12 protein-coding genes are annotated in these 23,996 nt (G+C 53.6%); 10 read left to right on the forward strand and 2 right to left on the reverse strand.

All coding sequences use genetic code 11. The annotated features are described in order from the left end of the window. Positions 1 to 17: 17 nt before the first annotated feature. Positions 18 to 917: a hypothetical protein gene (locus KK062_RS17650; protein WP_254085657.1), complete on the reverse strand. Its 900-nt coding sequence runs from the start codon at positions 915 to 917 to the stop codon at positions 18 to 20. 35 nt (positions 918 to 952) lie between these two features. Between KK062_RS17650 and KK062_RS17655 the strand changes: the two genes are divergently transcribed. After that, positions 953 to 1,942 carry an acyl transferase gene (locus tag KK062_RS17655; RefSeq protein ID WP_254085658.1) on the forward strand — a complete coding sequence of 330 codons (990 nt, stop codon included), beginning with the start codon at positions 953 to 955 and terminating at the stop codon, positions 1,940 to 1,942. A gap of 516 nt (positions 1,943 to 2,458) precedes the next feature. Here the strand turns inward: KK062_RS17655 and KK062_RS17660 are convergent. Next, positions 2,459 to 5,089, reverse strand: coding sequence for a valine--tRNA ligase (locus KK062_RS17660; protein ID WP_254085659.1), 2,631 nt, complete (start codon positions 5,087 to 5,089; stop codon positions 2,459 to 2,461). A 202-nt stretch (positions 5,090 to 5,291) separates the two neighbouring features. Between KK062_RS17660 and KK062_RS17665 the strand changes: the two genes are divergently transcribed. The 9 genes from KK062_RS17665 to KK062_RS17705 all read left to right on the forward strand — a co-directional run bounded on the left by KK062_RS17665 (position 5,292) and on the right by KK062_RS17705 (position 23,992). After that, the gene (locus KK062_RS17665; RefSeq protein WP_254085660.1) at positions 5,292 to 6,422 is read left to right on the forward strand and encodes an MFS transporter; all 1,131 of its coding nucleotides are present in this window, start codon (positions 5,292 to 5,294) and stop codon (positions 6,420 to 6,422) included. A 423-nt stretch (positions 6,423 to 6,845) separates the two neighbouring features. Beyond that, positions 6,846 to 8,651, forward strand: coding sequence for a class I mannose-6-phosphate isomerase (locus KK062_RS17670; protein ID WP_254085661.1), 1,806 nt, complete (start codon positions 6,846 to 6,848; stop codon positions 8,649 to 8,651). 73 nt (positions 8,652 to 8,724) lie between these two features. Next, entirely contained in the window at positions 8,725 to 10,134 is a 1,410-nt protein-coding gene (locus tag KK062_RS17675) for a sugar porter family MFS transporter (RefSeq protein WP_254085662.1), read from the forward strand. Between the two features lie 84 nt (positions 10,135 to 10,218). Beyond that, positions 10,219 to 13,191, forward strand: a complete 2,973-nt coding sequence (locus KK062_RS17680; RefSeq protein ID WP_254085663.1) for a SusC/RagA family TonB-linked outer membrane protein — start codon at positions 10,219 to 10,221, stop codon at positions 13,189 to 13,191. 12 nt (positions 13,192 to 13,203) lie between these two features. Continuing rightward, positions 13,204 to 14,832 carry a RagB/SusD family nutrient uptake outer membrane protein gene (locus KK062_RS17685; protein ID WP_254085664.1) on the forward strand — a complete coding sequence of 543 codons (1,629 nt, stop codon included), beginning with the start codon at positions 13,204 to 13,206 and terminating at the stop codon, positions 14,830 to 14,832. Between the two features lie 30 nt (positions 14,833 to 14,862). Next, positions 14,863 to 15,792 carry a LamG domain-containing protein gene (locus KK062_RS17690; protein ID WP_254085665.1) on the forward strand — a complete coding sequence of 310 codons (930 nt, stop codon included), beginning with the start codon at positions 14,863 to 14,865 and terminating at the stop codon, positions 15,790 to 15,792. A gap of 61 nt (positions 15,793 to 15,853) precedes the next feature. Continuing rightward, entirely contained in the window at positions 15,854 to 18,988 is a 3,135-nt protein-coding gene (locus KK062_RS17695; RefSeq protein WP_254085666.1) for a GH92 family glycosyl hydrolase, read from the forward strand. Positions 18,989 to 18,995: 7 nt separating this feature from the next. Further along, positions 18,996 to 22,466 carry a glycoside hydrolase family 38 N-terminal domain-containing protein gene (locus KK062_RS17700; RefSeq protein ID WP_254085667.1) on the forward strand — a complete coding sequence of 1,157 codons (3,471 nt, stop codon included), beginning with the start codon at positions 18,996 to 18,998 and terminating at the stop codon, positions 22,464 to 22,466. After that, positions 22,445 to 23,992 carry a sulfatase family protein gene (locus KK062_RS17705; protein WP_254085668.1) on the forward strand — a complete coding sequence of 516 codons (1,548 nt, stop codon included), beginning with the start codon at positions 22,445 to 22,447 and terminating at the stop codon, positions 23,990 to 23,992. The genes KK062_RS17700 and KK062_RS17705 overlap by 22 nt, the downstream gene beginning before the upstream one ends. The last annotated feature ends 4 nt before the right edge of the window (positions 23,993 to 23,996 follow it).

Genomic DNA, 23,996 nt, shown 5'->3' on the forward strand with positions numbered 1-23,996 from the left:
ACGCTGAGCAGTTATCGCTAGCGTCGGATTTCAGCAAGCGTAAAGGGCGGCGTGACAATGGTGTTACTTTCATTCAGGGCACGATCGCGAATCTGGATGGTCAGACGCAACGGTGTACTCATGCCGAAGATGCCGATGAAACCTTCCGACACCATGTGGTATCGGATGATACCATCCAACGATCCGTCGTCTTGCGTGAGTACGGGGAATCGACCATTAAAAGACGGTGCACAGATCTTAGATTCACTATCGCGCGTCCAGTCGTAAGAAGTCCATTCACCATCCGGATTTGGCAAATATTCGAAGCCTACTTCAATGTTGAACGAGGTCGGATTACGCTCGACTACAAAACGGCCTTCTACTTTCAGGAGGTTGTCGCCTTGTATGGCAATCCGTCTCTTTACCGTAAATGTTTCATCGATGAGGTTGTCGCTCTCCAGCACGTACACCGAGTCAAAATGATAGGTTGTACAGGTATTGGGATAGATGTCGGCCGGCATGGTGGCGTAGTACTCCGGATCGTCCAGGGCCTTGTCCGTCAACAGGATTCCTTGATTTTGGCTCGTGGGCCGGATAAAATCGATCCGGTCGAGCCCGAGCGCTTGCGTGTCGTCGTCGGCAATGCGGAAAGGTACAATTCCGTTGTCAAATCCACCTGGTGAACCGTTCTTGATCGCATAGGTGTACGAATTATAGGGAGCTGCCTGGTAGCGCGGGTCGTTTGCGTCCAAACCCAGGTCGCCGTCGCCGTCCTGGAACGTCATGGACAGGGTCAGCGAGTCGGAGCCATTCACTTCGCGGAAAGAGACGCCTTCAAAGGCTATTTTGGGCGTGTTGGGATACTCAGGCGATTCAAAGCAGGCACTGATCATCCACGCCAAACCACCAAACAGGCACAAACTTTTTATAACTCTCATTTCCGTATTTTTGGACCCGGTCAAGTTAACGACGCTTGGATACTTTTAAAAATTTTGAATCGAAATTATACTCGGTAAACGATGATACCTTCAATGATATTGCGTTGGAGGTATTTCGTTTCCAGGCGGGGAACAACCCCGTTTACGCCGCCTTTATTCGCCACCTGGGCGTGGCTCCGGCCACTATCAGGCATTGGCAGGACGTCCCGTTTTTGCCCATATCGTTTTTTAAGACGCATTTTCTGCAAACCGGCCAATGGACGCCCGAAGTGACCTTTACCAGCAGCGGCACCACCGGCGCCACCACGAGCCGCCACGGCGTGGGGCAGTTGGCCTTTTACCATCAACACGCCCAGCGGTGTTTCGAGTTCTTCTTTGGCCCCCTGACAGACTACCATTTTCTGGCACTGTTACCGTCTTACCTTGAGCGGCAAGGTTCGTCGCTCATTGCCATGATGGACTATTTCATAAAAAATAGCCAATCCGAATATTCGGCGTACTACCTGCACCAGACCGACAAGCTGCTGGCCGATGTAGCGAAGCTGCGCCATACCTCCAAAAAGATCATCCTGTGGGGAGTATCGTTTGCCTTGCTGGACCTGGCTGAAAAACATGACGTCGACCTTAGCCATTGCCTGGTCTTTGAAACCGGGGGCATGAAGGGGCGACGTAAGGAAATTACCCGCGCCGCGCTGCACCAAACCTTATACGAACGATTGCATGTCCGGCCGGTATTTTCCGAATACGGCATGACCGAGTTGCTTTCTCAGGCCTATACAACCGGAAAATATACATTTAAATGCCCGCCCTGGATGCGTATTACGGGCCGGGAAGTAACGGATCCGCTACGCAAGGGGTTACTTGATGAAACGGCAGGGATTAACGTCGTAGACCTGGCAAACTTCCAGACGATTTCCTTCCTGGAAACCGAAGACCTGGGAAAAGTATATGAATCAGGCGCATTCGAGGTCCTCGGACGGATGGACAACAGTGATATTCGAGGATGTAATTTGATGATGGAGTAAGAAAACCGCGTCGATTGCACCTTTTCACATTTGTTTTCTTATTAAAGAACCATATTTTTGTTAGTAACCAATTCTATAACATGAAAAAGATTGTTGCATTCGCACTCTTAGCAGCTTTCATCTCAGCGTGCAGCCAGTACACTTGTCCTACCTATACGAAAAAGGAGGCTCCCAAGCACACTGCCAAGACCGCCCAAAGAATCTAATCAGCATCCCTTCATTCCCTCAGTTGGTACGATCGCTGTTGCCCAATAGCAGTTCAAGCCTCGAGGACAAAGCGACGATAACCCGTAGCGGCACCGTGCCCGGGCCTTATCCCGCTTGTGAAACAAGCCACTAGATACTGAAAAGCCAACGCCTCTCCCGCCGCCGCATCCCTTCGGCTGCTCAGCAGCGTATGTATGTTTTTTAACATAGTTTCCAGGAATGGACATGTTTACTTTTCTGTCAACCAGGAAAAGAAAAGGCTCTCTGATGATCTCAGAGAGCCTTTTTTTATGGACGCAAGCCACATGTCTACCGACTCAAGGCCTCTTCCAGCGCTTTGATCCTTGTCTCAGCATCCTCTTTCTTTTTATACTCGATGTCCAGTACCTTCTTTGGCGCACCCGCAACAAACTTCTCATTTGAAAGCTTTTGGTTCACCTTCTCGAGGAATCCTTGCTGGTAAATCAATTCCTTTTGCAGCTCATCGCGTTCTTGCTCCGCGTTCACTTTCCCCTCGAGCGGGATAAAGAATTCTGCCGACCGCACCAGGAATGGCGACGATTGCCCTGCCGGTGCTTCTGTCACAAAGTTGATTTCCTTCAGGTTTGCCAGCTTTTTAACTACTGTCCAGCACGCCTTCACCGGTACCTTCTCACCATTTTTAACCAGCAGTGTCAGCGCCTCTTTCGGTGACAGGCCTTTTGCATTACGCATATTCCGAACCTCGGTAATGATCTCAAATGCCAACCGGGCTTCCTGTAGCAGCGTATCTTCGAACGGTCCAGCCACGGGCCATGCGGCCTTGATCACGCAGTCGTCATCGGTACGCTCCTGCAGCGCGTGCCACAGTTCTTCTGTAATGAACGGCATGAAGGGGTGCGTGGCGCGGAGCAAGGTTTCGAAGAAACCCACCGTGCGGCTATACGTTGCTGCATCGATCGGCTTGCCAAACTCCGGCTTGACCATTTCAATATACCACGAGCAGAAGTCGTCCCACACCAGTTTGCGTACAGCGTGGACCGCGTCCGACATTCTGAACTTGCTGAAGTGATCGTTCAGCTCGGCCAGCGACTGCTGCAGTTGTGTTTCAAACCATGCCACCGCCGTAGCGTTTTCTTCGGGTGTCGGTATATCGGCCACCGTAAGGCCCTTCACAAACAGGAAAGCATTCCAGATTTTGTTCGTAAAGTTGCGGCCCTGCTCAATCAGCTTTTCATCGTACAGCAAGTCGTTGCCCGCCGGCGAGCTGAACAGCATACCCGTGCGCACGGCGTCGGCGCCGAAGGTGGCAATGAGGTCGAGCGGATCGGGCGAGTTGCCCAGCGATTTTGACATCTTGCGGCCTTGTTTGTCGCGTACAATGCCTGTCAGGTATACATTCTTAAACGGCATGGCGCCGCGGTATTCATAGCCTGCAATGATCATACGCGCTACCCAGAAGAACAAAATTTCCGGGGCCGTCACCAGGTCATTAGTAGGATAGAAGTAATTCAGGTCGGCATTGCCGGCGTTACCATCTTTAAAAACCGTGGTATCAAAGACAGCAATAGGCCACAGCCAGCTCGAGAACCAGGTGTCCATTACGTCTGGATCCTGGCGGACCTCGGCGGCGGTAACATTCGGGTTCCTGGCCTGGAAGAGCGCAAGGGCTTCGGCTTCGGTTCTCGCCACTACGTGGTCGCCGGCGGCATTATACCATGCCGGTATGCGGTGGCCCCACCACAGCTGGCGGGAGATACACCAATCCCGCACATTGCTCATCCAGTGGTTGTAGGTGTTCTTGAACTTCGGCGGAATAAGTTGAATGTCGTCATTCATGACGTGCTTCAGCGCCGGCTTGGTGATGGTATCCATTTTCAGGAACCACTGCAGCGACAGACGCGGCTCGATCACGGCATCCGTTCTTTCCGAGAAACCTACGTGACTGGTATACTCCTCGGCTTTCACCAGGTAGCCAGTGGCTTCCAGTTCTTTGGCAATCTTTTTACGTGCAATGAAACGGTCTTCGCCAACGTATAGCCTGGCCTTTTCGTTCAGCGTGCCATCCTCATTGAGAATGTCGATCACCTCCAGGTTATGCTTGCGGCCGAGCTCGTTGTCGTTCATGTCGTGCGCGGGTGTTACTTTCAAACAGCCCGTACCAAAATCCATCGCGACATATTCGTCTTCTATAATGGGAATCGCGCGGTTGATCAGCGGGATCAGTGCACGCTTGCCCTTCAGGTGTTTGTACCGCTCGTCGGCGGGATTTACGCAGATGGCCGCGTCGGCCATGATCGTTTCGGGACGTACCGTCGCGATGGTTACATATTCATCCTGGCTGCCTTCAATGGCGTAGCGAATGTGGTATAATTTTGAGGGGACGTCGCGGTGAATAACTTCGTCGTCCGACAGTGCAGTCTTGCCGGCAGGGTCCCAGTTGACCATGCGCATGCCGCGATAGATATTGCCTTTGTTATACAAGTCGATGAAAACATCGACCACGGCTTCGTAGTAGTCGGGATCCATGGTAAACTTGGTGCGATCCCAATCGCAGGAGGCGCCAAGCTTCTTCAGCTGTTCGAGGATGATGCCACCATACTTTTCCTTCCATTCCCACGCATACTTCAAAAACTCTTCGCGGGAGAGGTCTGACTTCTTAATGCCACGTTCACGTAGCATGGCAACGACCTTGGCTTCGGTAGCGATCGACGCATGGTCGGTGCCCGGCACCCAGCAGGCTTCTTTGCCTTCCATACGTGCTTTACGTACGAGCACATCCTGGATGGTGTTGTTCAGCATGTGGCCCATGTGCAGCACGCCCGTCACGTTCGGCGGCGGGATCACAATGGTGTAAGGTTCTTTTCCGGATGTCGGCTTGGCGTGGAAAAAGCCTTTTTTCATCCAGTACTTGTACCACTTGTCTTCTACTTCTGCAGGGTTATATTTTGTCGAAAGCATATCAATAGGGTATTGGGCTCACGGAGCACCCTTCTAGCAGTATTTGCAACCGCCGGCGGGCGTCCGTAAGGCCGCAAAAATAAAGAAAATGAGCATACGACAGTGGGGAAAATGGGCTCAAAATGCAGGGGCTGGAATAATCCGGTTGGACCGAAATCCACCGGGCCGTCGCGTTGCGTAGATAGGGTACCTGAGACACCTTATGAAAATTCTTGCTGCCACGAAACCCGAACCGGAAATCCGGTGGAAGCAGCTTTGGAGCCTGGCCGCCCTGTATGCCTCGGTGGTCGTCGGCTGGATAGCGTACAAACGCTATCAACCCAAGCTGCTCGTTGAATTTCACTTCACGCAGTTTTCGCTTTTGCTCGTCGTAGCAGAAGCTATCATTGTGACGGTCACACCACCCCTGGCGGGGCTGCTGGGGGACCGCTACCGCGCCGAGAAGGGCCATCGCATTCCCATCATCTCGGCGGGCATCAGCTTTGCCGCCATGATCTTTATGGCCGTAGCCTTTACGCTGCTGGCACACCCCGGCGAAACGTTTAAATGGATACTGCCGGTGCTGATCATCTGCTGGCTGATCGCCATGAGCATCTTCACCAGTCCTGCGCTGTCCACGCTCGAGCTCTTTACTCCCGTCGAGCAGCTGCCACGGGCCATGGCTTTGCTCACGATCATCGGCAACCTGGTCTATGCGCTCGAGCCTGTCATCGTCGACATTATCGACTATGCCGGTGCACCGGCCACCTTCATGGCGGGTGGGGCTGTTGTGGCTCTATCGGGCCTGGCGCTGAAAAAGAACTCGCTGCACCTGTTCAAAACGCAGGCCGGCAGAGAGGAAGAAACAGAAGCTGATGCGGATCTGGGCACGGCACGGTATGGTCACATTTTACTACTAGGTATAGCGTTGGGCACCGCCACCACGGTCATGTTCAACCTCTTCCCCGACGTGTTGCAACCGCGCATCGGGGCGTGGCTGCATGCCGCCAACGGCAAGGTATTGCTGGTATATATCCTGGTACTGTCAGCCATTGTCTCGTGGCCGGCCAGCCATATGGTCACACGACTGGGCCTGCGCAAGACCTTTTACGGAAGCTTGTTCCTGATCGTGCTCGTCATGACGTTGCTTTTTGTGGTGCAACAGCCGATAGTCGTACTTGTGCTCACATTGTTGTTTGCCTTGTTGTTCTCGACCTTGTCAGTAAGCTCGCTGCCGCTGGCCATCCGTCGGGCAGCATCTGACCACAAAGTCTTTTCCGTAGGTATATTTTTTAGTGGTGTCGCATTGCCCGATGGTATAATCGAAGTATTGCAAGCGCTCCATCTCTTATAAGATCTTTCTTTGACGCGTGAGGTTGGTTTGGCCGGTTTGAGTTTCTCAACCCGGCCTTCTTTTATACGCTTATCCACGCGAAGCCCGTCCATGGGGCGACTTACCTGTGTGGCGGTAACCACCGGCAAGGTGCGTGTAGACTATTATAGAGGACAACAACCCCAAAGAACTTGCCGTGCTGACACCGGGCCAGCAGGTGGCGTATGATGCAGGCAGGACCGCTCGAGGTGAGCATCGCACACAAGGCAAACAAAACGGTATCTTACAAGGTTGTTACCCCGCTGATAGAAAAAGATCCCCGTTTTTTTGGCGGTTCAAACATTTGCGCTAGTTTTGAGTTATCGAATGTTCATACATACACACATTTTTATAAGATGGGCAGGAGATGAAGGAAATGCAAAAACGAAAAGATAGATAAGCGTCATGATGGACAGAAGCGATTTGGTAGCAGGAGCGGAGGTTAACGAGACCAGGATAACGTCGAATTATGATAAACATCCGGCTATCCGGGTGGAGGCGACTGACGAGAACTGTTGGGCAGGCTGGAAGCATATATCTACCCAGCTCCAAAAACATGTTAATGAAAGACGACAATACCAGCCAAATGTTGTGCTGGTGGTCGATTGCTACCAGGGCGTGTATTGGGAGTCCCTCGAGAAGACCCTGCGCGATACCCTGGAGTATGACTCCTTTGTTGTCACCCGCACGGCATATAAGGAAGAGGAGGACATTCGCGAGATGGTATATCCCTACCTGACAGATGACCGTGTTTTTGGCAAACTGACCTCGTTGGAAATCCAGGATTACTTTGACCCCAAGGCCGTTGAGACGCTCAAAAAGCAAGTAGCATCTGGTCAGGGTGTGACAGTAGTAGTAGGAGAGGGGGCCGCAGCGGTTGTTGGCCACGGCGATATCCTGGTGTATGTCGATATGGCGCGGTGGGAAATACAACTGCGCATGCGCCGGCATGAAGTGAATAACCTGGGGGTACAAAACCAACAGGCTACTTTCTCACAGCAATACAAACAAGGGTTCTTTATTGATTGGCGCGTGTTGGACCGCCACAAACAAACCCTGATGGATTCGTGGGATTATGTCCTGGATACAAATAAACACAATGAACCCAAACTTGTGCGGGGCACATCTATTCGTCAAGGACTGAAACTGGTATCGAATAAGCCTTTCCGCGTGGTGCCTTTTTTTGATCCCGGCCCGTGGGGTGGACAATGGATGAAGGAAGTGTGCGACCTCGACAAGTCCGCAGAGAATTACGCATGGTGTTTTGACTGTGTGCCCGAAGAGAATAGCCTGTTGCTGCGATTCGGTCAACACGTGGTGGAAATACCTTCCATCAACCTGGTGTTCGCGTATCCGCAGTCGCTGCTGGGGCAGCATGTATATCAACGCTTTGGCAGGGAGTTTCCCATTCGTTTCGATTTTCTGGATACCATGGAGGGTGGCAACCTGAGCTTACAGGTACACCCCACAAAAGAATATATAAAAGAACACTTCGGACTGGACTACACCCAGGACGAAAGCTACTATATGTTGGATACCCGTGAGGACGCCGTAGTGTATCTCGGCACGAAGAACGGCATAGATCCAACGGAGATGATCGACAAGCTACGGGAGGCTCAGCAGACAAGTAGGTTCGATGCGGAGAAATACGTCAACAAGTGGCCCGTAAAGAAACACGACCATGTGCTCATTCCCGCGGGAACGGTACATTGTTCCGGGCGAAACAGCATGGTACTGGAAATCAGCGCTACCCCTTACATCTTCACCTTTAAATTGTGGGATTGGGATCGCTTAGGCCTTGACGGCAAGCCACGTCCCATTCACATCGACCATGGTGAGAAAGTAATCCAATGGGATCGTCAGACGGAGTGGACAAAGAAAAATCTGATCAATGCTATTGAGAAGATCGGCGAAGGCGACGGTTGGATCGAAGAAAAAACAGGCTTGCATGCCTCGCAATTCATTGAGACCCGGCGGCATTGGTTTACCGGCACAGTGCCGCATCACACCGGTAACACGGTCAATGTGCTTAACCTGATTGAGGGACGCGAAGCGATTGTTGAAAGCCCCTCCGGCGCATTTGAGCCGTTTGTGGTGCACTATGCGGAAACATTTATTGTGCCAGCCGCTGTAGGAGAGTATACGGTTCGGCCACATGGCGAGTCGGTTGGACAACAGTGTGCCACGATCAAAGCATTTGTACGAAACTAAACAACCGAATACCTGCGCCTGTACGAGCTATTAATGCAAGGGTATATAGGGCAGTGCTAAATTTTTATGTCTTATGGATGTGAACACAAAAGCAGCAGAAATGGAAAAAGCCGGCACGGTCAATGAAAGCCCCCGTGCCAATATGCGGTTTGTTGTAACGATATCGCTCGTAGCAGCTTTTGGCGGCCTGCTGTTTGGATACGATACAGCGGTGATCGCCGGGGCCATTGGGTATCTACAAACCAAGTTTCAGCTTTCCGCTGCCATGACGGGCTGGGCAGCTTCCAGCGCTATTTGGGGATGTATCTTTGGTGTACTCTGTACAGGCTATGTCAGCGACGCCATCGGCCGCAAGAAAGTACTGATCCTGACCGCCATCATCTTCGCCGTATCGGCGGTGGGCTCGGCCATTCCGGTAGACCTCACGCAATTTGTTATCGCCCGGTTTATTAACGGCATTGCCGTGGGGGCTGCGTCGATGTTGTCGCCACTGTATATTGCCGAGATCGCACCGGCGAAGCACCGTGGTATATTGGTGACGCTGTATCAGCTGGCGATTGTGATCGGTATAAACCTGATCTACTTCATCAACATGAAGATCGCCAGCATGGGTAACGAAGCCTGGAATGTTGAGCTGGGCTGGCGCTATATGCTGGGATCAGAAGTAGTGCCGGCAATCATCTTTTTCGGCCTGCTCTTCCTCGTGCCGGAAAGTCCGCGTTGGCTCGCCAGCAAAAACCGGCTCGATGAAGCATTGAAGATTCTGAAGAAGCTCAACGGTGATATCCAGGCGCGTGTCGTGCTGCAAGACATTCGTAATACGCTGCACGAGGAGAAAGGTACTGTCCGCGAGCTCTTCTCAAAAGGACTGCGCGCAGCGTTGATCGTAGGTGTTGTACTGGCATTGTTCTCGCAGATAACCGGTATCAATGCAATCATTTATTATGCTCCGGAGATCTTAAAAAGCATCGGCATGGGCCAGGACGCCGCGTTGGTGCAGACTGTTATTATCGGTACAACCAATACCATCTTTACTTTCGTGGCCATTGCATTCATCGATAAGATCGGCCGGCGCTCGCTGTTGCTGTGGGGCGTGTCCGGTATGGTCATCTGCCTGGCGGCCATCGGCCTGCTGTTTTATTTGCAGGTGGGCAACAACACCTGGCTGATGGTCTTTATCATCGGCTACATTGCTTCGTTTGCGTCTTCCCTCGGGCCTATTCCCTGGGTTATCATTTCTGAAATATTCCCTACTAAAACACGCGGTGTCGCGATGTCCCTGGCTACCGTGGTACTGTGGATCGGCGTGGCGCTGATTACGCAGTGGACGCCCGTGATGATGCAGGACCTGGGCGGTGCCTACACATTTTGGATCTTCATGGTCAATGCTGTGATACTCCTGGTCTTCTCGTACAGGATGATTCCCGAGACCAAGGGCAAGACCCTGGAAGAGATCGAGCGGATCTGGAAGAAGGAAGGATAAGGCTGAAGTAAGTAAAAAAGTCCCTGTACGTACGCCTAACAATTTGTATGAACATATCAACAACTAGCACCTAAACCTCCGTGTATGAAAAGATTAATTACGTATTGGGCATGTTGCGGCATGCTCCTGTTTACCGTCGCGCCGGGCGGCGTGACCGGTGCCCCCCGGGCAGCGATCGTAACCGACGTCGTGCAGGATGGCATTGTGGTGCGCGGCAAGATTACTTCGCCCGACGGCGAGGTGTTGCCGGGCTCTAATGTCGTGATCAAAGGCACCTCGCAAGGCACAATGGCCGATGCCGAAGGTAACTATACGCTGACCGTGCCCGATAAGAGCACGGTGCTGGTGTTTTCATTTGTAGGTTATCTGTCGGAAGAAATTATCGTAGGCGAGCAGTCTACAATCAATGTAGCGCTAAACCCTTCGCTGGAAACACTGTCCGAGATAGTCGTCATGGGCTACCAGACGGTGAAGAAGTCGGACGTAACGGGCGCTGTTTCATCCCTTGGCGCTGATCGTATCGTGCGGATACCTTCGAACGATATTCGGGCTGCGCTGATCGGCGTGCCGGGTGTTCGTGTGAGCGGTAATGACATCCGCGTGCGGGGTACGCGTTCGGTGCGGGCGGGCAACGATCCGCTCATTATCCTCGACGGTATGCCGTACTATGGCGGCCTCAATACAATTGACCCGACCGACATCGCGTCGGTAGACGTGTTGAAAGACGCGTCATCCACCTCGCTGTATGGTGCGCAGGGCGCGAACGGTGTAATTGTGATTACCACCAAGCAGGGTAAAGAGGGTAAGACGGTCGTGAGCTACGATATGTTTACCGGCATCGGCAAGGCAAACTATCATACATACGATCCGATGAACGCCAACGAGTACGTTGCCATGAAACGCGAAGCCTACCGGGCAGCGGGAACATGGTCCAGCGTGGAGGACGATTCCAAAATATTCCTGGGTACCGAACTTGCCAACATGGGTAAGGTTGATGCCGACTGGGTAGGCGAGTATTTCGAGCGCCCGACACATTGGACAAGCCATACGGTGACAGTTTCCTCAGGAACTCCCACAACACAATATAAAATTCAGATCAACGCCCGGAACAACGACGCCCGCTTTGACGGTGCGTATTCAAATCAATACTATGCCAACATGAATCTCGATCATCAGGTCGCGAAGTTCATGAAGGTCGGATTGGCGGCGCGGTTGTATTACAGCCAAGAAAAAGCGAAGCCCGATCCGCTGCCCCTGCTGTTGCAGATGTCGCCGCTGATGCCGATCTATAACGAAGACGGCTCTCTGAACAACGACATGGGCGATCCGATCGTCAAGAATCCCTTTGCGACGGAAAGCAACGACGTCTATGACGAGCGCCGCGAAAGCTGGAGAGCTTTTCTGAAGGGTTATGCATTGTTTGACATCACCAAGGGGCTGACGTTCCGTACGAACTTCTCCTATAACCCCGGGTTTTATGCCCAGGGACTGTACTATGACCAGCGCTGGTGGGGATATAATGATGCCCGCAACCGGGTCGAGACACAGAACAACCGCAATGCGGACTATATGTGGAACAACGTGTTGAACTATAAAAAGACGTTCAACAAGCATGCCATCGACGTATTGGGTGTATACGAGATCCAGAACGTAGAAGCTATTAATAATTCTGTCAGTGCCCGCGATCAGGTATTGGCTGGCTATAAGTGGTTCAATATGGGTGCGCTGAGCGACAGTAAAACACTGGGATCGGCGTTTACCCGCACGCAGATGATCTCGTACGTAGGACGTATTCACTACGCCTACAACGACCGGTATATGGCCACCGTTACCTTCCGTCAGGACGGCGCCTCGCAGCTTTCGAAAGATCAGCGGTGGGATTTCTTTCCGTCGTTTGCATTGGCATGGCGTGCGTCGGAAGAGTCGTTTGTACAGGAAAACATCCCGGTCATATCCGACCTGAAACTGCGCGCCAGCTATGGCGTAAGCGGCAACCGGTCGATCGGCGCCTATGCCACCCGCGGTACGCTGAACACATCTTTTGTGACCTTCAATACCGAGAGCGGAGAGGTACATTACCCCGGGCTCGAGCCGGGTATCCGCCCCACACCGTACCTGACGTGGGAAAAAACAAAGTCACTTGACTTCGGTATCGACTTCGGTATTTTCGACAACCGCATCACTGGTACGATCGACTACTATAAATCGAAAACGTACGACCTGCTGAACGAACGGAAACTGCCTTACACCAGCGGCTTCGATAAAGCCATGGAGAATGTAGGCCGTACGCAAAACACCGGTCTGGAGATCGCCCTGAACGCAGTGGCCGTCAGCAAGGGTTCTTTCCGATGGAGCGTCGGCGCGACCTACTACCGCAACAAGGAAGAGATGATCGAGCTGTATGACCCGCGCCTGGACAAGGATATCAACAACGGTTGGTGGATCGGCCAGCCCGTGTCCGGTGTACGCTTCGACTACAAACAAGCCGGCATCTGGCAAACAGACGAAGCCGACGTAGCCGCCATTTATGGGCAGAAGCCCGGTGAAGTGAAAGTGGTTGACTTGAACGGCGATGCAAAGATCGACGGCGACGACCGCGTGATCATCGGCAACGGCCGTCCAAAATGGATGGGCTCTATCTCGTCGACCATTAACTGGAAGAACTTCGACTTTACCTTCGATATGTATGCGGAGATCGGCGCGCTTACGTTCGACAGCTATAAAGCCACCATCTGGCCAGGCCAGGTGGGCCGTTGGAATACCGTGAACGTCGATTACTGGACACCCGAGAATCCGTCCAACAGATCTCCCCGTCCGGTGGCCGGCCAGACCATGCGGTATATGTCGGCAACCGCGTATCACAGCAATGATTATATAGATGTGCGGAACATCACATTGGGCTATACGGTCAACAACGCCCTGCTCAAAAACGCAGTTAGCAAGTTGCGCGTCTATGCCACGGTCAATGCTCCGTTCCGCTACTGGGGTTACTGGCGCGAGGATGGCATCCAGTTCAACGAGACACAATACATCATGGGCCTCAACTTTCAGTTATAAAATATTAAAAGGATGAAAAAATTACTCTATAGCGCATTGGTGATTGCTTTCACCTTCAGCGCGATCCGATGCTCCGAAAGCTACCTGGACGAGGAGTCGTATGGCCCTACGGTAGCTGTATTTGAGACCGAAGAGGGAAGTGAATCGCTTGTGCACCTGCTGTATAAAAAACTGAACGTCTACGGCGGTACGTTCAGCCTGGGCTTTATGACCGAGAATGGCGCCGATACCTGGCTCCGGGGCAAGAACGCCGCCGGTACCCCGGTAACGGACTACCTGGGGCTCGATGCCAACAGCGCTGACGTTGCCTGGTACTGGAATCATTTTTACAAAGCCTTGTGGAACTGCAACCTGTTCCTGGAAACTTATCCGGACATGGTCTATAGCGATCCAAAAGTAAAAGAAGGCCGCAAGGGCGAGGTGCTGACGTTACAGGCATTTTTCCTGTGGCACGTGACAGAACAATGGGGCGACACGTACTTGCCAAAATCGACCGACGTAGAGGAGGGCCTTCGGGCGGAAAGATCTACACGGGAGGATTTTTACAATAGAATTATCGCCAACCTGGAAGAGGCCATCACCATTCTTCCGCCCAAAACAAACGAGCTCGGGCGTGTGGACCAAGGCGTTGCAAAGGCATTGCTCACACGTATATACCTGTATCATGGCGATTGGCAAAAGGCAGCGGATATGGCGGAGGACGTCATCAAAAATCATGGTTACGCTCTTGAACCGTCCTGGACGGCACTGTGGGACGAGACGAAGAAGGTCAACAAGGAATTCATCTGGACGGCGGAGTTTAGCGACGACGATGCATTTGGCGCAGGCGGCAGCTGGTACTGGCAAGCATACGCCATGCACATCGACCGCTTTGCCGGTGTGAAAACAGAGCTGGGCTATACCGGCTTCGGCGGCTGCCAGATCATGCCATCCAAATACTATATCTCGTTATTCAATCAGGAGGCCGACTTGCGCTGGTCCCAGGGGCACCAGTGGGCGTGGCTGTACAATGACCCGGCGGACGACACCTCGGTGTTCCCGGAAATGAAAACGCTGTACTCCGATACGGCATTGTATCTGTATACCGGTGTGTTGACAGCGGGTCAACGTGCAGCCGTGGCTCACAAGTATACGGTCTTTGATATGAACGACATGTACGATGCCGCGGGCGTTCCCAAAGACCGCGGTACATTTATCGGTCTTACCAAATTTGACGACCAGACGCGTCCCAGCGACCTGTCCAATATCTCTGCCCGCAACTATCCGATCATCCGGTTGGGTGAAATATACCTGATCGCTGCCGAGGCGCAGCTGCGCCTGGGTGCCGCGGGTACCGCTGCACAGTATATCAACGATTTGCGTGCACGTGTCATCACCCCGGGGCACGAAGCCGAGATGACGGTTTCCGACGCCGACATGAGCATCGACTTCATCCTGGACGAGCGCGGCCGCGAGCTGGGCGGCGAGTTCCAGCGCTGGTATGACCTGAAGCGCACGGGAAAACTACTCGAACGTGTGCGGGCGTATAATCCTGACGCAGCGCCGAACATTCAGGACCACCACCTGGTGCGCCCTATTCCACAACCGCAGTTTGACGGTATGCCTGACCCTGAAACGTTAGGACAAAACCCGGAGTATTAATCCAGACAAGAACTTCAACTGAAAACATTTATGTTAAACAGAAATATATTCCTGATACTGGCGTTGTTCAGCATCGCCATGGCTTCCTGCAGCGATGACGACGCCGCCGACTCGGCCGCCCACAGTGCGCTGGTAGGAAAGATCGGCGAGGCACAAGCGCTGCTCGCCAACACGGAGGAAGGCCTGGAGGAAGGCAACCTGGCGCCGGGCTCCAAAGTACAGCTGACGGCACAAATCGAGTGGGCTCAGTATATTCTCGACAATAGCCCTGATGATGCTTTTGAAAACGCGCTGGGAATTTTGCAGACAGCCATGGATAACTATCAGGGCAACACGATCAAGCCCGGTTATCCTTCCTTCGGTGTCGGCAGCAACATGGACATCGGCACCATTGCCGATTACGACATCCGCGATAAGTTTACCATCGAGTTTGACGCACGCTTTAAGGATATGACCGGTGGTAACCTGTTTACAGGTGAAGATGCGAGCGGCGGCTTCATCACGCGTTACAACGCGCAAGGCACCTTGCAGGCGTACGTACACAACGGTGGCTGGGTAGGCGGCAACGTAGGGTTTGCTTTCCAGCCAAAAGTATGGTATCACCTCACCTTTACGTTCGATGGACAGAATGTCGTACTTTACGTAGACGGAGTGGTACGCATGACGGTCGGCGGAGCCAAGAACCGCATGAACGTAAAGCCTGAAACACACATCAAGATCGGAACCCACCCCACTTACGAAGGACGGTTCTTTGCCGGCGAGGTGCGTCAGGTGAGCCTGTGGAACGTCGTGAAAACACCCGAACAAATTGCGGCCGATACTGGCAGGGACTTTGCCGCGGATGAGCAAGGTCTGCTGGCCTATTGGCCGCTGACCCTGAACCTGGGCACATCTATTCTCGACAAGACCGGCAACCATACCATGAACGGTACCTTGGTGACCTGGATTGGCATTGAATAATTTACTTACACCCTTCCCGGCCGGTAACGCAGGGCGGGAAGGGTTAAACCATCTATGCGTAATGAAAAGATTCATTGTTCTCGTACTTCTTTCTTTGATCGGCATCGATCGTGCCGCGGCCACCGACATTTGGAGCATTGGCAAGAACGACAACTCCGCTTCCGACCTGGCCCTGGGCCCGGCGGATTATAAAAAATTCTTGAGTAAGGACTTTGGTTTCGAAGACCGCTTTTTCCTTGTCGGTCGTTCGAATGCCGCGACGGATTTTCCGTATGTGCTGCCCGGCCCCGACGACACCTGGGGTGGCACGTGGGGCACGTCGGGCTGGCGTACGCACGAGATCAATATTCTGTTCGGTATAAAAACATTGCCTGCCGGTGGTCCGTGGAAACTCGTGATCGATCTGGTCGATGCGCATCCGCGCAAGTCGCTGCTAAAGGTGGGCATCAATGAACAGCAATTCGAGAAGTTCCTGTTGAAGGGAAATTCTGACGCTTCGCTGACCGGCAGTGCGCCCGCAAACTCGGAGCGTGTGCTGGAGATTCCGTTGCGTGAAGGTGTGATGCGCCGCGGCGGCAACGCCATCATGATTACAGTGCTGGAAGGTTCGTGGGTGGTATTTGACCACATCCGACTGGAAGGCCCGAACGGCGTGACATTGACGGTGAACGACAACGTTTTTGTGCGCAACGTTAGGCCCGCGTCTTATGAATTAAAAGACGGCAAGAAAAATATTCAGCCGCTGCTGGTAGACGTAGAGCACCTGGCCGGCACCCCGCGCCTGGAAGTGCAACTCGATGGCAAGACAATTCTGGAAAGCATACTGGACTCGGCCCGCTATCAACTGGAGGCGCCTATGCCTGCCGTTACCAAGGCTAAAACGAGCCTGTACCGCATCGTCGTTAATGGAAAAGAAATTGAAGCGGGCGCTGTACAACGCACCGCCGGGAATGTGCAAACTCCGGCCGACTATGTTGATACGCGCATAGGTACCGCGCACTCCCGTTGGATGATTGCGCCCGGTCCGTGGATGCCCTTCAGCATGGTAAAGCTCAGCCCCGACAACCAGAACATAGGCTGGCAGGCGGGTTATCAGCCGACGTTCGAGACCATTGGCAGCTTTACACACATTCATGAGTGGACCATGGCCGGCCTGGGCACGATGCCGACCAACGGCACGTTGCAAACCAGGGTAGGTGGAGAGTTCGATCCCGACGGCGGTTACCGATCGCGTATCGACAAAGCGACGGAAGAAGCGCCACTGGGATATTATAAGGTATATATGCCCGACACCCGCATCTGGGCCGAAGTAACGGCCACGGAACGTGCGGGCTTTCAGCGTTATACCTTCCCGAAAGACCAGGACGGCCGCGTGATGATCGATTTGCACGTACAAGCGGAGTATGACTATAAATTATTGGAAGTAGAGATCCGGAAAGTAAGCGACTACCGCATCGAGGGGCGCAGCCACCAGATCTCGCCACGCCCAACGGTGTGGAGTGACGATGCCGACCAGGAGTATACGGTGAACTTCGTTATTGAATTTGATCAGCCCATTAAAAAAATCGGCGGTTGGCTCAACGACGAATTGGTAGACATCAGCAAACTGCAAGGCAAGGACTTGAAGGATGCGGGTGTATATGTTGAATTCGATACGAAAAAATCCGCTGTCGTGCAGGCTCGCTCCGGCATATCGCTGGTGAGCATTGCCAATGCCGGCGAGAACCTGGAGAAAGAAATTACCAGACCCTTTGGCTGGAAGTATGATGCCGTGGTAGAGAACCAAAAGAACGTGTGGAACGGCTATCTGTCGCGCATTGCGATTACGTCGGACAACCGCTTGGAGAAAGTACGGTTTTATACCAACTTCTTCCGCTCGCTGTGCCGCAATACGTGGAGCGATGTTAACGGCGAGTGGATGGCACCGGACGAGACCAAACAAAAGTTTACCAACCCTAATCACCTGGCGCTTGGCTGCGACGCGTTCTGGAATACATTCTGGAACCTGAACCAACTGTGGAACCTGGCGACACCGGAGTGGTCGTCTAAGTGGGTGAACTCGCAGCTGGCGATGTACGATGTCAACGGCTGGCTGGCCAAAGGCCCCGCCGGGATGGAGTATATACCGGTGATGGTGGCCGAACACGAAATACCGTTGATGGTTTCGGCGTATCAAATGGGCGTCCGTGATTTTGATACGGAGAAGGCTTTCCAGGCGATGAAAAAAATGCAGACGACGCCTGCCGGTCCCGTAGCAGGAGGTTTTGCGGGTAACCGCGACCTGGTGGCGTACATGAAGTATAAATATGTGCCGTCAGACCTCGGCCGGTTCTCCAACTCGCTCGAATATTCATACGACGACTGGGCGGTGTCGCAATTTGCCAAAGCGTTGGGCAAAGAGGCCGACTATAAAGTATTTGCCGAGCGCGGTGAATGGTGGCGGAATGCCTTCAATCCGAAGAATGGTTATGCCCAGCTGCGCGACAGCAAGGGTGTGTTTACAGAGCCGTTTGACCCCTTCCAGTCGGGCCGCAACCACCACTATGTGGAAGGCAACTCCTGGCAGTTGAGTTTCTTTGTGCCGCAGGATGTGCCGGCCCTCGCCGATGTCATCGGGAAGAAGACATTTACCGATCGCCTCCACTGGGGTTTTGTAGCCAGTGAGCCGTGGCGGTACAATGCGCCCAACGACCAGTACTGGGATTATCCCGTCGTACAGGGCAACCAGCAGTCTATGCACTTTGCCTTCCTGTTCAATTGGGTAGGCCAACCGTGGCTGACGCAGAAGTGGAGCCGCTCGATCCTGGAAGAATACTACGGCGGCGGCCAGGCCAATGCCTACCTGGGCGACGAAGATCAGGGCCAGATGAGCGCATGGTTTGTGATGGCGTCCATTGGCCTCTTCCAGACGGATGGCGGCTGTCGTGCCGAGCCGGTATACGAGATCGCCAGTCCGCTGTACGAGCAGGTCGTCATAGACCTTGGCGGACGTTATGGTCGCGGGAAACAGTTTGTGATCGAAGCCACGAACGCATCACGCAACAACAAATATGTGCAGTCGGCGACGCTCAACGGCAAGCCGCTCACCTCCTTTAAATTCCCCGCGAAGGAATTACTGCAAGGTGGCAAGTTGACGCTGGTTATGGGCGACGAGCCGAACAAGCAATGGGGCATAACGGCAGAAAGCGTAAAGTAGGAGCGTGGTGATCAGGGAATTATTATACAGCAGTTGCCTGTTGGTGGCTGTGTTTTGTCAAATAAATGGCGCCGGCGCCCAACAGATCGACGTATACACGCCGGTGCCGGCAGGTGCCCTGAAGGTTGAATCCAGCAGTTCGTTTCCGGGATTCAATGACGAAGAGACCATCAATGGAAGTGGTATGAAAGGCCACTTCCACCGTTCACAAAATCTGGGGAAATCCATGTGGATCTCGAAACCTTCCGATACACCCGTGCAGGCTCGTCCGCAGACGCGCGCCGGCGCGGTATGGTTGCTCTATGAATTCGACACGGAGCGCAAACCCGACTTTGTGGAGATCTGGAACCACAACCAACACGACCACACCCGACGCGGATTGCAGAAAGTATACCTGCAGTACTCGCGCGACGGTGAACATTGGGAAACGCTCAAAGACGGCGCGAAAGATTACTTTGTCTTGCCCGAATCCGTGGGCCGCCAGGAAGAACCTGCCGACTTCCACCTGGACCTGCACGGTATACCGTTTAAATATTTCTGTATTACCGCCGATTTGCAGCGCGGAAATTACTATCACGATGGCACTGAGCAGACCCAGCAGGATGCTGCCTGGAAGAACCAGAATATAAACTTCTATGGGCTAAGCGAGATTCGGTTCTACGAAAAGAGCAGGCGCAGTCTTTCCGGTATCGACAAGATCACGGAGGTTGAGTTCCTGCCCACGCAAGGTTACCGCAAGACACCCGAAGGCCCACGCCGCGAATACAAGCTCAAGTTTGATAAGCCTTTGTTTGACGGCGCCACGGTGGAGCTGTCGTTTGCAGGCAAGAAGACGCGTGAACGCATTCCCGCCTCCAGAATGGGACTATACGATTTTACCGCCACGTTCCCGCCGGGTATAATGGAAGAGGCTGTGCAAGTAGACGTCGCGTTCCGCAGCCGTCAGGGTACGGTACAGAAAAACGTGACGATGGAAGGAGCGCGTCGGTGGGAAGTGTACTTTTTGCCGCATTCGCACCTCGATATCGGCTATACCCACCGCCACGAAGATGTCATGCGGCTGCAATTGCGCAACATCGAGCAAGCGGTAACGCTGGCGGCGCGGACTAAGGACTATCCCGAGGGTGCCCGTTTTAAATGGAATGTAGAGACGATGTGGCCGGTAAACGAATACCTGACACGTTACAAAGGCACGCCGCAGATGCATGCCTTTCAGGAAGCCGTGAAGAGTGGCCAGATCGCACTGAACGCATCTGTGGGCAACATTCTGACGGGTCTTTGCAAGCAGGAAGAAATGACCCACCTGTTCGACGATGCGCATCGTGTGGGGCAGGCGTTGGGTGTAGACGTTCGTACCGTCATGATGTCGGACGTACCGGGGGCGTCATGGGGCATGGTGACTGCCATGGCGGAAAACGGCATGAAGTACTTCTCCATGGCCCCCAACTATGTGCCTCACCTGGAGACGGGCGGTAGTCGCGTCGGCCTGGCGCACAAGGAGTGGGGCGACTACCCGTTTTACTGGCAGTCGCCGTCGGGCGACGAAAAGATCTTGTGCTGGTCTGCCGGCAAGGGGTACTCGTTCTTTCACGACTGGCTCGCGGGCCGGCTTTCTTCCAGCGGCCTCGATCCGGTGTGGGAATACCTGAATACGCTCGAGTCGAAGGAGTTTCCATACCGGTATTCCTACCTGCGCTATACGGTGCACGGCGACAACGGCCCGCCCGATACGGAAATGCCGGATATCATCCGCAAGTGGAACGAAGAATATGAATCACCGCAGTTCCACATCGGCACGGCGGAAGAACTCTTTACCCGCTTCGAGCAGGAGTATAGCGACGAGCTACCCATCTTTAAAGGTGACTTCACACCGTACTGGGAAGACGGAGCAGCTTCGACAGCAGCGGAGTTGTCGCTGAATCGTTACAACGCGGAGCGTCTCAACCAACTGGAAATATTGTGGTCCATCGCGAAGCCGGCGGGCTATCCGTCGGAGAGCTTTTACCATGCCTGGCGAAACGTTGCGTTGTTCTCCGAACATACGTGGGGTGCGTCGGCCAGCGGGCCGGACCCCGACGCGGAATTTACACGCGCGCTGTGGAAGCAAAAGCAAGCCTTCGCGTTGCGTGCCGACTCGGTAACGCAGCAAATAACCCAGGCGTTGCATGGGGCGTTAAACGTGGAGGATCGCGGCCCGTATATCCAGGTATTGAACACCAACCTCTGGCCGCGTACGGACGTGGTCAGTGTCACGACGGCGCAGGACCTGAGAAGGAAGAAGCTGATGGACGATAAAAATAATGAGGTGAGCCTGCAACAGACCGGCAACAACACCTGGACATTCATCGCGGCCGATGTACAGCCGCTGGGTTCCCGGGTATACCGCCTGGTTGCCGCAAAGCAACCCGCCGGCGTAGCGAAGACACCGTTTGCCGGGCAAGGCAATACCTTGTCAAATGGTCTCGTTTCAGTTACGGTTGATCCGCGGAATGGCGCCATTACCACGCTGCAGTCAGGTGTCACCAACTACGCCGCCGGCAGAGGTTTGAATGACTATATTTACACCGGGCGTAATGCCGAGTCGCCGCAGTATGTCACGTCGGTGAAAAGCATCGAGCGCGTACATGAGGGGCCGGTGTCGGCTACGCTGCGCGTCACGTCTGATGCGCCGGGCTGCCATAGCCTGGCGCGCGAGATTACGGTGTACAAGGGTATCAACCGCGTTGATATCAGGAATACCGTCGATAAGAAGGACGTTCGTGCATTTGAAAGCGTACGCTTTGCCTTTCCGTTTAATGTACACAACGCTGAAACAGTCATCGACTTGCCCTTTGGTGAGATTCGTCCCGAGCGCGAGCAACTGTCAGGTGCTAATAAGAACTTCTACTCGGTCAACAATGGTGTCTCGATCTCCGGCATACAGCAGCATGTGTTGCTGACGACGGTGGGTACGCCGATCCTGGAAGTAGGGGGACTGCAAGGCGAGGCGTGGATGTCTGATACGCGCGAGTTCCTCGATTGGAGCCGGTTTGCAACATCGTCGCCGACGGTATACTCCTGGGTGATGAATAACTCGTGGACGACAAATTACAAGGCCTCTCAATCAGGCCCGGTAACATTCCGGTATTCTATTATCCCCCTGACGCCATATTCGCACGAGGCGAAGCAGCGCAGTGTCGAGATTGCCCAGCCGTTAGTTGCCGTGCTGTCAAACAATGCCGTACCCTACAAGTCGCTGTTTAGCGTAAGCGGTAACAACAAGATCGCGGTGTCGACAGTGCGGCCTGCGAAGGATGGTAAGGGTTACCTGGTACGATTGGTTAACCTGTCCAACCAGGCGGTGCAATCGACATTCGCGTGGGGCGCGATCCGTCCCGTCCGTGTAACCGCCTGCGACAACGAAGAGCGTACTGCCGGCGGCCAAACATTCTGGATGAAACCTTACGGAACGGAAACATGGAAAGTACAAGAAAGATAACCCGCATCGTATGTCTGTTGATCTTCCTGGCAGGTACGGGCGGGAAGGTGGAAGCGCAATCGGCGTCGGGGCGCAAGCCCAACGTCATCTTTATCATGGCGGACGACCACGCATACCAGGCCGTGAGTGCGTATAGCAAGGCGTTGATTCAAACCCCTAACATCGACCGCATCGGCCGCGAGGGTGCTCTGATGCGCAAGGCATTTGTGACCAACTCGGTGTGCAGTCCCAGTCGCGCGGTAATTCTTACCGGCAAGTATTCACACCTGAACGGCCAGCGTGACAACGGTACATATTTCGATGGTAAACAACAGACGCTGCCCAAGATCTTCAAGCAGCACGGCTATCAAACGGCGCTGGTTGGCAAGTGGCATTTGTTCAGTCAGCCCACCGGTTTTGATTATTGGAACATTCTGCCCGACCAGGGCCACTACTACAACCCGGCCTTTATCAACATGGGTAAAGACACTACCTATACGGGCTACGTTACCGATGTCACGACCGACCTGGCGCTGGACTGGATCGAGCGCAACCGCGACAATCCGTTCTTTATCATGTTACACCATAAGGCTCCGCACCGTAACTGGATGCCGCCGCTCAAATACTTACAGGACTTCAACGATCGCCAGTTCCCGTTGCCGCACGACTTCTACGACGACTACGCCGGGCGTGTAGCCTTGCAGCGGCAGTTGATTTCTATGAAAGAGGGCCTCGACATTCGTTACGACAGCAAAGTGCCGTGCGACACATGCGCCATTACGAAGGTGAACAGTTGGGCTCCAGCCGAATTTCAACGCGAAATGGAGCGCCTGACACCGGCCGAACGCCGCACGTGGGATGACGCTTATCGCTCCTCGTACAAAGCGTTCGCGGCAATCAAAGACAAGGACCAGCGGCTGCGGTGGCAGTACCAGCGGTTTATGGAAGACTATCTCCGCTGTGTCCGCTCGGTGGATGACAACATTGGCCGTGTATTAGCATACCTCGATGACAAGGGCCTCTCGGAAAACACCATTGTAGTGTATATGTCCGATCAGGGTGTATACCTGGGTGAGCACGGCCTGTACGACAAGCGGTTCATGTACGAGGAGTCGTTCCGTACGCCGATGTTGATCCGCTACCCGAAGGGTATTCCACAACGCCGGCAGATAGACGACTATGCGCTCAACCTCGACGTGGCCCCGACGTTGCTCGACCTCGCCGGTATTACGGTTCCCGGTGATATGCAGGGGGTGTCGATGAAGACATTGCTGCAAAAAGGGAAAGATAAAAACTGGCGTAAATCTGTATATTATCATTATTATGAGAAGTCGTTTGGTGCTACGGCCCACTACGGTATCCGCACGGAACGCTACAAGCTTATGTATTTTTATGACCCTGTGCAGGCGTGGGAACTATACGATCTGAAGAAAGATCCGCACGAAATGCACAATGTATACAACGACGCTGCGTATGCCGCGACGGTTAAAGAACTGCAACAGCAGCTCAAAGTCCTGCAAGCGCAGTATAAAGATCCGGTACCCTGAAACA

The organism is Dawidia cretensis (assembly GCF_018598175.1).
In the GTDB taxonomy this organism is placed as follows: Bacteria; Bacteroidota; Bacteroidia; order Cytophagales; family Cyclobacteriaceae; genus Ohtaekwangia; species Ohtaekwangia cretensis.

Coding starts and splice junctions, on each gene's coding strand:
- KK062_RS17650 (WP_254085657.1), bottom strand. CDS start 917: ATGAGAGTTATAAAAAGTTTGTGCCTGTTTGGTGGTTTGGCGTGGATG.
- KK062_RS17660 (WP_254085659.1), bottom strand. CDS start 5,089: ATGCTTTCGACAAAATATAACCCTGCAGAAGTAGAAGACAAGTGGTAC.
- KK062_RS17665 (WP_254085660.1), top strand. CDS start 5,292: ATGAAAATTCTTGCTGCCACGAAACCCGAACCGGAAATCCGGTGGAAG.
- KK062_RS17670 (WP_254085661.1), top strand. CDS start 6,846: ATGATGGACAGAAGCGATTTGGTAGCAGGAGCGGAGGTTAACGAGACC.
- KK062_RS17675 (WP_254085662.1), top strand. CDS start 8,725: ATGGATGTGAACACAAAAGCAGCAGAAATGGAAAAAGCCGGCACGGTC.
- KK062_RS17680 (WP_254085663.1), top strand. CDS start 10,219: ATGAAAAGATTAATTACGTATTGGGCATGTTGCGGCATGCTCCTGTTT.
- KK062_RS17685 (WP_254085664.1), top strand. CDS start 13,204: ATGAAAAAATTACTCTATAGCGCATTGGTGATTGCTTTCACCTTCAGC.
- KK062_RS17690 (WP_254085665.1), top strand. CDS start 14,863: ATGTTAAACAGAAATATATTCCTGATACTGGCGTTGTTCAGCATCGCC.
- KK062_RS17695 (WP_254085666.1), top strand. CDS start 15,854: ATGAAAAGATTCATTGTTCTCGTACTTCTTTCTTTGATCGGCATCGAT.
- KK062_RS17705 (WP_254085668.1), top strand. CDS start 22,445: ATGGAAAGTACAAGAAAGATAACCCGCATCGTATGTCTGTTGATCTTC.